10 protein-coding genes are annotated in these 9,838 nt (G+C 76.7%); 4 read left to right on the top strand and 6 right to left on the bottom strand.

All coding sequences use genetic code 11. The features are described from left to right. Nucleotides 1-623 precede the first annotated feature (623 nt). Together ACFV4G_RS29710 and ACFV4G_RS29705 are read right to left on the bottom strand one after the other, a co-directional pair. On the bottom strand, nucleotides 624-1,079 hold the full coding sequence (locus tag ACFV4G_RS29710; RefSeq protein WP_380445199.1) for a hypothetical protein: 456 nt from the start codon (nucleotides 1,077-1,079) through the stop codon (nucleotides 624-626). A gap of 258 nt (nucleotides 1,080-1,337) precedes the next feature. Next, nucleotides 1,338-1,784: a hypothetical protein gene (locus ACFV4G_RS29705; RefSeq protein ID WP_380445198.1), complete on the bottom strand. Its 447-nt coding sequence runs from the start codon at nucleotides 1,782-1,784 to the stop codon at nucleotides 1,338-1,340. A 637-nt stretch (nucleotides 1,785-2,421) separates the two neighbouring features. On the opposite strand from ACFV4G_RS29705, the gene ACFV4G_RS29700 reads away from it, so the two are divergent. Beyond that, a complete protein-coding gene (locus tag ACFV4G_RS29700) occupies nucleotides 2,422-3,099 on the top strand; it encodes a hypothetical protein (RefSeq protein ID WP_380445197.1) in 678 nt (225 codons plus the stop codon). Between the two features lie 310 nt (nucleotides 3,100-3,409). Then, entirely contained in the window at nucleotides 3,410-3,697 is a 288-nt protein-coding gene (locus ACFV4G_RS29695) for a hypothetical protein (RefSeq protein WP_380445196.1), read from the top strand. Between the two features lie 641 nt (nucleotides 3,698-4,338). Here ACFV4G_RS29695 and ACFV4G_RS29690 read toward each other — a convergent pair. Beyond that, nucleotides 4,339-4,944: a TetR/AcrR family transcriptional regulator gene (locus ACFV4G_RS29690; RefSeq protein ID WP_380445195.1), complete on the bottom strand. Its 606-nt coding sequence runs from the start codon at nucleotides 4,942-4,944 to the stop codon at nucleotides 4,339-4,341. A 91-nt stretch (nucleotides 4,945-5,035) separates the two neighbouring features. On the opposite strand from ACFV4G_RS29690, the gene ACFV4G_RS29685 reads away from it, so the two are divergent. Then, entirely contained in the window at nucleotides 5,036-5,482 is a 447-nt protein-coding gene (locus tag ACFV4G_RS29685; RefSeq protein WP_380445194.1) for an anthrone oxygenase family protein, read from the top strand. 762 nt (nucleotides 5,483-6,244) lie between these two features. Here the strand turns inward: ACFV4G_RS29685 and ACFV4G_RS29680 are convergent. The 3 genes from ACFV4G_RS29680 to ACFV4G_RS29670 form a co-directional block, all read right to left on the bottom strand. Then, nucleotides 6,245-6,817 carry a dihydrofolate reductase family protein gene (locus ACFV4G_RS29680; protein ID WP_380445193.1) on the bottom strand — a complete coding sequence of 191 codons (573 nt, stop codon included), beginning with the start codon at nucleotides 6,815-6,817 and terminating at the stop codon, nucleotides 6,245-6,247. An 86-nt stretch (nucleotides 6,818-6,903) separates the two neighbouring features. Continuing rightward, complete coding sequence (locus ACFV4G_RS29675) at nucleotides 6,904-7,695, bottom strand: SRPBCC domain-containing protein (protein WP_380445192.1); 792 nt, start codon at nucleotides 7,693-7,695, stop codon at nucleotides 6,904-6,906. Beyond that, a complete protein-coding gene (locus ACFV4G_RS29670) occupies nucleotides 7,692-8,381 on the bottom strand; it encodes an ArsR/SmtB family transcription factor (RefSeq protein WP_380445191.1) in 690 nt (229 codons plus the stop codon). Before ACFV4G_RS29670 ends, ACFV4G_RS29675 begins: the two co-directional genes overlap by 4 nt. 648 nt (nucleotides 8,382-9,029) lie before the next feature. Between ACFV4G_RS29670 and ACFV4G_RS29665 the strand changes: the two genes are divergently transcribed. Next, complete coding sequence (locus ACFV4G_RS29665) at nucleotides 9,030-9,695, top strand: class I SAM-dependent methyltransferase (RefSeq protein ID WP_380445190.1); 666 nt, start codon at nucleotides 9,030-9,032, stop codon at nucleotides 9,693-9,695. The last annotated feature ends 143 nt before the right edge of the window (nucleotides 9,696-9,838 follow it).

Below are 9,838 nucleotides of genomic sequence, written 5' to 3'. Positions count from 1 at the left end.
TTTTCTGTGCTGTGCACCCCGTCTCCCCCCTCCGCTGACGGGTGGGTGGCTGCGCTACCGGGTGGTCCCGCGGGGGTTCTTGCCCTGGGGGGCCGGGGTGGTCGGGCCTGGCACACGGTCGCGGCGGGGCCCTGAGGGCTGCGCGGGGTGTTCGGGGCAGGGCGCCGCCCGGTCGGGCGGTGCGCCCGTCGAGTGCGGCCGGCCGCCGGCCACCGTCACGCTGCGCGGTGCGAAGAGCGGCCGGATCCGCGGGATCGTGCCGATGCGGGGTGGAGCATGCGGCGCGGTGGGCGGCGGTGGCCTTGCAGGGGCGGTTTCCCCCGTTATCCGCTCCGGTACTGCGGTCCGAAGCCCGATCCGCACCCGGCTCTCTCTCCAGGACGGCCCCGAGCAACCGGGCATGACGGCCCGTGAGGCCACCGGGCAGGAGCGGGAGCGGGCCCGCTGGTGGCGGCGGGTGGTTGCCGGGTGTCCGCCGTACGCCGGACAGCGGGAGAAGACCGGGGTTCCCCGGGCCTCGGGGGCCCGGCGGGCCGGTGAAGGCCCCGGGCCAGGCGCGGGGCCGGGCGCGGGAGCGAGCACCCGGGGCCTGAAGCGCCCGGTCCGGCGGGGTGCCGGCGCCGTCAGGGCCCCGGGGACGCCTGGGCCGGGGCAGGCGGGGGTGTCTCGCCGCGGGCGGCGAGGCGCCGGTGGAGCAGGGTGCGCAGGCGGGCGGACGCACCGGGCAGGGCGCCGAGCCCGCGGACTTCGTCCGCTTCGAGTTCGCTGCGCCCGGCCAGGGCTGCCGCGGCGGCGTAGGGCCGCCGGCCTTGCGTGAGTCCGGCCGCGGTGGCGTCCAGGACGGCGTGCAGGACGGTGCGGTCCGCCGCGGGGTGCCCGGCCAGCAGGTGAAGGAGCCGGTTGTCGTTCCAGGGGCTGTGGCGGGCCGCGGCCAGTTCCAGCAGGGCCGCGGGCGGGGTGTGGGGGTTGGCGGCCAGCTCGTGCCAGACGAAGGGGTAGGGGCAGCGGGCGAGCCGGTGCAGGACGCGGCCGTCGTCGCAGGCGCGCGCCAGGTCGCGGTAGTGGGCGGGCGTGTGCATGCGGGGCGGCTCCTGGGTGTCGGCGCCTGGGGGCCGTCATCCTTCCGTCCGGGCGCGGGCGGGAGGGGACGGTGTCCGGCCGGGGCGCGGTTGCGGGCGGGGGTCGGTGCGGGCGTCGGTGCGGCCGGGTGGTGGCGGTGGTACACCGGGGCGGGAGCGGGGGCGGCTGGTACACCGGGGCGGGGTCGGCCGGTGCCGGGCCGCAGGAGGGCGGTGGGGCCGTCGGGGGCGGTCACGGGCTCCAGGCCTCGTCGGCTTCTATGTGCCGCGGCCCCATCGCGTGTAGGCCCGTTCGATCTCGGTCAGGTACTGGGCCGGGTCGAAGCGGACTTCCTCGATGATGCGGTCCCGGGCGTCCGGGTACATCAGGCCGTCCCACACCACCGTCCGGCCCCGGAGCCGGATGCGGATGCCGACGGCCGGGGCGGCGTCGGGGCCCTGACCGTGCGTCGCGACGTGCACCTGCCGGGCTTGATCGGTCGGGTAGAGGGGGCCCGCGGGTCTGAGCAGCCGGCCCGGATGGCCGCCGGTGGCGCCGTCGTGGGTGCGCGCGATCAGGTCGAGGCCGTCGACGAAGAGGTACGTGTGGACGGCGCTGCACGTGGGCGGCCCGGGGCAGGCCGTGATCAGCAGTGTGGCGACCGGGCCGTGCCCCTGACGGCCGGCCGGGCCGGCGCGCACCGGGCGCGGGGACCTACGCGGCATCGGCTCTCGGCGGCATCACGGAGCCGATGATAGGCGGCCGGTGGCCTGTGGGGCGGGTGCTTTTCCTGCCGGGGCACGGATCGTGGCCGCTGCCGCCCCGTCTGCTGCCGGCCCGCACGCGGGCGTAGCGGGCTTGCCCCCCTGCTCCGGGCAGGAGCGCCGCCGAGTGCACGGCCTGGGCCCCGGGGGCAGGGCTTCCCGGCTGCGGACGGACGGTGACCGGGCCGGGTGACTCCGGGACCCTTCACGCAGTTCCCGGGCAGAGCAGAACCCGCAGAGCATCATCAGGGTCTGTCACCGGTGGCGGTGGGCGGGTGGTGTTGCCCGGGGCCGGTCGGCCCCGGGCCGTTTCGGGGAGGAGGCCTGACGATCTGTCACGCCCCCGTGGCCGCGACGGTTCTGGTGGCTGCGGTGGCGGGAACGGGGCTCGGTGTGGATCATGCCGGGTCCCGCGCATTGTCCCGCGTCCCGTCCCGTCACGTCCCGTGGCTGTGCCCGGCCGACCTGTGGTGATGACGCTCTTTGAGTTTCCCCGCCCGGTGCTCCGGGGCCGGCCGAATCTGCTCGGTGGATCTCCCCGCCCGCACGGCCGCTGGGACTGGACGATGGCCTGATGTCCGCTCGGTAGGATGATCCGATGCTGCAGAATCCGTGGGAACGTCTGGGTCCCCGGCAGCCGTACGCGTTCCCTGAAGACCTGCCGTACCTCCTCGCCTTCAACGACGCGTTGCGCGAGCACCACAAGCCGCGTTACGGCCTGGACCTCTCCCTTCCACCGGAGCCGTTCCTCGGCCCGCATGACGCACCTTTGGTCGTACTGCTGGCGAATCCCGGCAGGGACGACGACGACCCCGCCGCCTACGCCCGTCCCGGAGTGACCGAGAGGTCACTGGCGAATGCCGCATCACCGGCCGGCACCCCACACCACTTCCTGACACACGACGCCGGCGGCCATCCCGGAAGCACCTGGTGGCGCAGAAAACTCAAGGACCTGCTGTCGCTCGGCCACTCCTACGACGAGCTCGCCCATCGCGTGCTCGCCGTACAGCTGCACGGCTACCACTCCAGGCGATGGCGGCGTCTGCCGAAAGCCTTGCCGTCACAGCCGTTCGCGTTCGGCCTCGTTCAGCAGGCGATCGAGCGCAAGGCCGTGATCGTGATGGGCCGCTGTACAGCCGACTGGCACAGGGCCGTGCCCGAACTCGCCACGTACGAGCACGTGGCACGGCAGCGGTCCGTGCGCACTGCCACGGTGAGCAGAGGGAATCTCGACCCTTCGGACTTCGAGAAGGTGGCCGGGGCTCTCGCCGCGTAGCCGCAGGGCAGGACACCAGCGCACGAGTGGCCCCGCGAGCCCCGCCCACCGAGCCTTCCTGCTCACGTCACGGGCCAACGAGCCGGGCACCCAGGAGCAGGGGAGTCGGAGGCCTGACGGCCTGCCGAGTTCCGCGGCTTCGCTGGTTGCGCTGGTTGCGGTGACGGGAGCCGGGTCTGGTGTGCAGCATGCCCGGGGCCGCCCCACCGGGGCCCGGGGCCGGGATGAGTCCCGGGGCCGGGATGATGGGGCGGGGTGTCCGGAAAAAGGGGGAGTGGTGCGGGTGGCGCTGGCGGGGAAAGGCTCGCGGGTGATCGTCGTCGGCGGGGACCGTTACCGCTGGACGGTGGCGCCCGACGACGAGCCGGGGCTGGCCGTCGTGGTGGCGCACGCGCAGGGTGACGGGCAGCGCCTGGTGGTGTGGGTGGAGCACGGCGTGGTGATCGCGCCGGGACTGGTGGCCGGCCTGATCCGGGAGGCGCTGGTGCGCCACGGCTGGACGCCCCGAAGCCGCCGGCGCCAGCTGACGCTGCGCAGCCCGGACGCGAACCCGGACCCCGCCCGCCCGGCCCTGGTGCCCTGGCCGCCCGCGCAGTGAACACACCGCGCGGCCACCCGGCTGCTCCCGGCGGGCCACGGCGGGTCGCGGCGCGGGGGAGTGGCGACGGCGCGTCGCCCGCCCCCCGGCCGGGACACGGGGTGCCGCCAGAGGACCGGGCCGGGCGGGGCCGGGTGCGCGGGCGGGGCCGCACGACCGCGCCGTGGCCCCGGGCGGGCCGGCGGGCGCGGTGTCACCTGCGGTGCGGGGGCGCGGTTTCGGCGGTGTGCCGGTGTCCGTGCCGGGGCACGGGCACGGCGGCCGGGTACGCGGACGGGCCGGGGTCGTGATCGGGGGGTGTCGCGGCGTGCGGTACGGGCGTGGGTGAGCCGCAGGCGGCCAGCGGTGGGGTCCGGGCCCCGGACCGCGGGGCGCCGGGTGCGCGGGTGAGGGCCGTACCGCTGCGCCGTGGCCCCGGGCCGGCGGGCGGCGTGTCACCTGCGGTGCGGGCAACGGGGTGTGGTGGTGCCTGTTGTGCGCGGGCGGGCCGGCGGGCGGGGTGCCACCTGCGGTGCGGGCAGCGGGTCGTGGTCGGCGGGTGTTGCGGCGTGCGGGTGCGGGCGTGGGTGAGCGCAGGCGGCGGGGGCCGGGGCCCCGGGGCGGTGCGGCGGCTGTGATGGGGTGCCGGGCCGGGCGGGGTGTCAGCTGGCGGTGAGCCGTTCCACCAGCAGCTGTGTCCTGCGCGCGGTGTCCCCGGGTGGCAGGCGTGCGGCCCGGGCGAGGGTGGCCAGTCCGTGCAGGGCGGCCCAGAACACCTCGGTGAACAGCGCCGGGTGGGTGCCGTCGCCGGCCGCCTCGCCGAGGCTGTCCAGCAGTGCGGTGAAGGCGTCCTTCAGCGGCCCGGGGGTGTCCTCGCGTGCGAAGGCCAGGCCGGCGTCGAGGTGGAACAGGGCGTCGTAGAGCGCCGGGTTGCCCGCGGCGAAGCCGAGGTAGGCCCGGGCCACGGCACCGGCCCGCTCCCGCGGCCCGCCCGCGCTGCCGGCGGACGAGGCGGCGGCGGCCGCGGCCCGCACCGTCGCGGCCAGCTCGGCGGCGCCCTCCAGGGCGACCGCGCCGATGATCTCCCGCTTGCCGCGGAAGTGCCCGTACAGGACGGGCTGGCTGTAGCCGATGCGCTCGGCCAGGCGCCGGGTGGTCACCGCCTCCCAGCCCTGGCGCTCGGCGAGTTCACGGGCCGCCGCCACGATGAGGCGCTCGCGCTGCGCCCGTTCGCGCTGCTTGCGTTCCTGGACCGGCGTGACCGACATGACCCGACCCTAGCACCGCTAGACAAGCGAGCGGCAGTAGTACTAGCGTTGCCTCATCGGCTAGCAGCACTAGATGCCTGGAGGGGTCATCATGCTCAGCGCACTGGAGGTCTTCACCACCGTGGTCGTCGGGGTGATGGTGGGGGTGGAGTTCTGCGTCGCCTTCTTCGTGAACCGGATCTTCGACGCGCTTCCCGGTGACGGCGGCCAGCTCGGCCGCGCGCACGGCGGGCGGATGCTCGGCGCGGTGATGCCCTTCTGGTACATCGCCTCGCTCGTCCTGGTCGTGCTGTGGGCGGTTGCCGGGTGGCACCGCCACGGCGCCGCTCTCGTCGTCACCGCGGGCGCCCTGCTGGTCGTCAGCGTGCTCATGTCGGTCCTGCTGCTCGTCCCGATCAACAACCGGGGCAAGACGTGGACCCCCGAGAACCGGCCCGCGGACTGGAAGGAGCAGATGAAGCGCTGGGAGCGCTACCACTACGGCCGCGTCGCGGTGATCATCGCCGCCTTCGCCCTGCTGGCCGCCGCCCGCCCCTGAGCCCGCGGGGCAGGCCCGGCAGGGCGGCCCCCGGGCGGAGCGGGGGCAGTGCGGGGCGTGGCGGGGCGCGATGCCCCGGCCACGCCCCGGGCCTGCCGGGCGGGCGCCCGACGTGGTGCGCCCCCCGCGGGGCCCGGTGCCGCGGCCGGCGGGGCGTCACCCCTCTTTGCGGTCCTGCCGCTTCCGGCCGGCGGCCCGGTCCCGTTTCTCCGGGACGACGGCCCCGGTGCCGCCCGGGCGCGGTCGGGTGTGGGGCGGGTGCGCCGTGCCACGGGTGTCTGCGGCCTGGTGCGGGGCCGCCCCGCCGGGCCGCGGACCCGGATCCCCTCCCGGCACCGGTACGGACCGCGGGCCGCCACCCGCCCGTCCCGCGGCCGGTACGGACGCCGGCGGCCGGGACGGTAGGCGGGTGCCGGTGCGTGCGGCCAGCGGCGGGAGGGGTGTCCGGGTGCCGGGTTCGGTGTGCCGTGGTCGCTGCGCCGGGTGCGGGCGGGGGTTGTGCCGGGCGGGCACGGCGGGTGACGGGCCGGCATGTCCGGTGCGCTCCGGTGCCGCCTGGCGTGGACGGCGAGGCGGCCGGCCGCCGCCGGCCGGGAAGGGGATTGCGCGTCGGGTGGTGGGGTCCGGTGCTCGGCGGCTTCGTCGGCTGCCCGTCACGCCACAGCCTGCGCGCCCGCCCCTGGTCCTCCCGCCGTGCGGGGGCGGGGTGTGGACGGTGGTGTCGGGGGCGGGCGCGGCGGGTGGTGTGGTGTGACCGGGGGGTCAGTGGAGGACGTCGAGGATCTGCTTCTGCAGGCCGTTGGGGTAGACGGTGTGTTCGGTCAGGCGCAGCTTCTGGGCGTCCTTGTCGGTGGCGGGGAACAGGCGCTTGCCGGCGCCCAGGAGCAGCGGGTAGACGAGCAGGTGGTAGCGGTCGACGAGGCCGGCGTCGGCGAGGGCGTGGTTGAGGGTGGCGCTGCCGTGGACGATGATCGGGTCGCCGTCGCCCTGCTTGAGGCGGGCCACGTCCTCCAGGGTGCGCAGGATGGTGGTGGGGCCCCAGGTGTCGGTGAGGTCGGCGTCGGTGAGGGTGGTGGACACGACGTACTTCGGCAGGGTCTTGTAGCGGGCGAACTCGGGCATGTCGGGCCAGACGGGGCTGAACGCCTGGTAGCTGACGCGGCCCAGGAGGACGGCGCCGGCCTCCTGCTGTTCGCGCTGCTTGATCTCGTAGGCCTCGGGGAGGAACTCGACGTCCTTGAAGGTCCAGCCGGCGTTGCGGTAGCCGGCTTCGCCGCCGGGGGCCTCGACGACGCCGTCGAGGGAGATGAACGCGGTGCTGATCAGGGTGCGCATGAGGGGTCCTTGCGGTCGGTCGTGGCGTCAGGGGCGTGGGGGCGTAAGGGGCGTGGGGGGTGTGGGGGGTGTGGGGGTGGGCGGGGTCAGGCGAGGAGGCGGGTGAGCCACTGCTGCCAGGCGGCGTCCGCCCGGTCGGCCTCCGTGCCGATCTCCGTTGCGGCGTCCGCGCCGTCAGTGGCGGGGCCGTCGGTGGTGGGGTGGAAGAGGTGGTGGAAGAGCAGGACCAGGCCGGGGCCGTGGTGGAAGGTGTGCAGGGCGTCGGTGCCGCGTACGGCGATGCGTTCGTCGTCGGCCCACACGACGTGGCCCTGCAGCGGCGGCAGGCCGGGGACGTCGGCGCGGGCGCGGGCGCCTTCGGTGACGGGCAGGGGCAGGCCGAGGGCGCCGGCGAGCAGGGCCCGGATCTCCTGCGGGGTGCGGCCCGGGGCGGGGGCGGCGGCGAAGACCGGGACGGCGGTGCGGTGCGCGAAGTGGGCCAGGTACTCGTGCAGGGTGTACAGGTGGAAGGGCCAGCCGCGGCGCAGCGCGTCGTACTCCTCCTGCCAGTCGTCGCCCAGGACGCCGCTGTGGACCACGCGCAGCACGGTGGCCGCGCCCTCGCGTCCCTCGATGAGGTACTCGAAGGCCATGAAGCGGCCGTCGCCGGTCTCGGGGGTGCGGGTGGCCAGGCGCTTGGCGGGCTCCCACGCGGTGACGACCGCCTCCTGGCGGTGCCCTGCGGTGGTCATGGCGGCGGTGCCGCCCTCGCGGGGGTCGACGGTGTTGCGGCCCATGAACCAGGAGTCGACGCCGGGGCCGGTGGCGATCGCCTCCCAGACCTGCTCGGGACCGGCGGGCAGGACGGTGTCCAGGGCGATCTCGAACGGGTGGGTCATCGCGGGGGCTCCGGGGCTGCGGGGTCCGCCGCTGCTTCGGCGGACGGGGTTTCAGCGGACGGGGTTCCGGTGGGCGGGGTTCCGGTGGGCGGCGCGGCGGCGGGCGCGGTGGCGGGGATCTGGTGGAGGGCGGCGACGACGCGGTGGGTGCGCCCGCCGGGCGCGCCCTCGTCGTGGTAGCGGGCGACCAGGGCCGCCACGGCCTGGGCGAGGTCCTCGGCGAACGCGGCCCGGTCGGCGGCCGAGGCGAAGCGCACCTGCGCGTCGAGACCGAACGTGGCCACCTTGCGCCCGGCCCGGGAGGCACCGGTGACCAGTGTCCCGACCTCCTGGACCAGCCGCGCGCCCAGGGCCAGCAGCCAGCGCGCCGAGAGCCGGTCGGGGGAGCGCTCGGGATCGGGGCTCACCCCGGCCAGCACCCGCGGAGAGATCACGTAGGAGGCGGCCGCCGCGCGGTAGACCCGTTCGGTGACGTTGCCCTTGCGCCGCTCCTCGGCGAGCTCGACCAGGTGATGGCGCTCCAGTTCCTTCAGGTGGTAGTTGACCTTCTGCCGGGCCAGCCCCAGACGGGCGGCCAGCATGGCAGCCGAACCGGGTTCGGCCAGGGCGGCGAGGATCCGGGCCCGGATCGGGTCCAGACAGGCCTCGGCCGCGGCGGGTTCTTCGATCACGGCGACGTCCAGCACCCCTCCAGCATCTTGCCGACAAAAAAAATTGTCAAGGAAAGAAGACTTGTCGGCGTGGCGGGGTGCGGTGCGGTGAGGCTGCGGGGGAGTGGTGGTGGGGCCCGTGCGGCGTGGGCGGGCCTGTGGGGCGGGGGCCGGGCGCGGGGGTGGCGAGGCGTAAAGAAGGCCGGCCGGCCGGCGTGGCGGGGTGCGGTGCGGTGCGGCTGCGGGGGAGCGGTGGTGGGGCCCGCGCGGCGTGGGCGGGCCTGTGGGCCGGGTGCCGGGCGTGGGGCGTGGGGCGCGGGGGTGGCGAGGCGTGAAGAAGGCCGGCCGGCCGGTGTGGCGGGGTGCGGTGCGGCTGCGGGGGAGCGGTGGTGGGGCCCGTGCGGCGTGGGCGGGCCGCGGGCGGGCGTTGTGGGCCGGGTGCCGGGTGCCGGGTGCCGGGTGCCGGGTGCCGGGTGCCGGGTGCCGGGAGCGGGTGGCGGGGTGTGCGGGCGGATCCGTGGGCTGCCGGGCCGGTGGGCGGGCCGGTGGGCGGGCCGGGGTGCGGAGGACCGGCGTGGTGCCGGCGGGCGGCGTGCCGTGTACGGGCGGATCGCGCGCCCCGGGCGGGCACGCGTCCGGCGTCGGGCCGCGGGGCTGTCGGTCGTGACTGCGAGGATGCCGGCCATGCATGAGGACTCCGCTGCCATCGCCGAGTACTGGAACGCCGCCGCCTCGTCCTTCGACGACGAGCCCGACCACGGGCTGAGCGCCGGGCCCACCCGCCTGGCGTGGACCCGGCTCCTGGAACGCTGGGTCCCCTCCGCGCCGCCCGGGCCGTTCGACGTGCTCGACGTCGGCTGCGGAACGGGGTCGCTGTCGATGCTGCTGGCCCGGCGCGGACACCGCGTCACGGGCGTCGACCTGGCACCGCGCATGCTGGAGCGGGCACGCGCGAAGCTGGCCGAAGCCGGCCTGCCGGCACGCTTCCTGACCGGCGACGCGGCGGCACCGCCCGTCGGCGACGAGCGCTTCGACGTCCTGCTGTGCCGGCACCTGCTGTGGACACTGCCCGACCCCCGGGCCGCGTTGCGGCAGTGGACCGCCCTGCTGCGCCCCGGCGGCAGGCTGGTCCTGGTCGAGGGCCGGTGGCGCGAGCCGGGGCAGGACGACGCGCCGTACGCGGCCGGTGCCGGGCGGCTGCCGTGGAGCGGCGGGATCGGCGCCGACGCCCTGGCGGGCGTGGTGCGGCCGTTGGTCGCCGACCTTCGGGTCGAGCCGCTGAGCGGCGATCGCGACCTGTGGGGCCGCCCGGTCGACGACGAGCGGTTCGCCCTCCTCGCGCGGGTCTGAGCCGCCGCGGGCCGGGCATGCCGGCGGGGCGGGCACGCCGGCAGGGCCGGGACACCCGCAGGGCCGGGACACCCGCAGGGGCCCCGGCCCCCCCGCGCGCGGGGGGGCGGGGGCCGGGGGGGGCGGGCCCCCCCGCGCGCGCG

It is taken from the genome of Kitasatospora sp. NPDC059747 (genome assembly GCF_042732955.1).
In the GTDB taxonomy this organism is placed as follows: domain Bacteria; phylum Actinomycetota; class Actinomycetes; order Streptomycetales; family Streptomycetaceae; genus Kitasatospora.
Note: the sequence above shows the minus strand (reverse complement) of the source record. Positions and strands in the feature narration are given on the sequence as shown.

What these genes read in the sequence shown, in the direction of transcription:
- ACFV4G_RS29675 (WP_380445192.1), bottom strand. Translation starts at nt 7,695, where the DNA reads ATGACCCACCCGTTCGAGATCGCCCTGGACACCGTCCTGCCCGCCGGT.
- ACFV4G_RS29690 (WP_380445195.1), bottom strand. Translation starts at nt 4,944, where the DNA reads ATGTCGGTCACGCCGGTCCAGGAACGCAAGCAGCGCGAACGGGCGCAG.
- ACFV4G_RS29705 (WP_380445198.1), bottom strand. Translation starts at nt 1,784, where the DNA reads ATGCCGCGTAGGTCCCCGCGCCCGGTGCGCGCCGGCCCGGCCGGCCGT.
- ACFV4G_RS29700 (WP_380445197.1), top strand. Translation starts at nt 2,422, where the DNA reads ATGCTGCAGAATCCGTGGGAACGTCTGGGTCCCCGGCAGCCGTACGCG.
- ACFV4G_RS29665 (WP_380445190.1), top strand. Translation starts at nt 9,030, where the DNA reads ATGCATGAGGACTCCGCTGCCATCGCCGAGTACTGGAACGCCGCCGCC.
- ACFV4G_RS29710 (WP_380445199.1), bottom strand. Translation starts at nt 1,079, where the DNA reads ATGCACACGCCCGCCCACTACCGCGACCTGGCGCGCGCCTGCGACGAC.
- ACFV4G_RS29685 (WP_380445194.1), top strand. Translation starts at nt 5,036, where the DNA reads ATGCTCAGCGCACTGGAGGTCTTCACCACCGTGGTCGTCGGGGTGATG.
- ACFV4G_RS29680 (WP_380445193.1), bottom strand. Translation starts at nt 6,817, where the DNA reads ATGCGCACCCTGATCAGCACCGCGTTCATCTCCCTCGACGGCGTCGTC.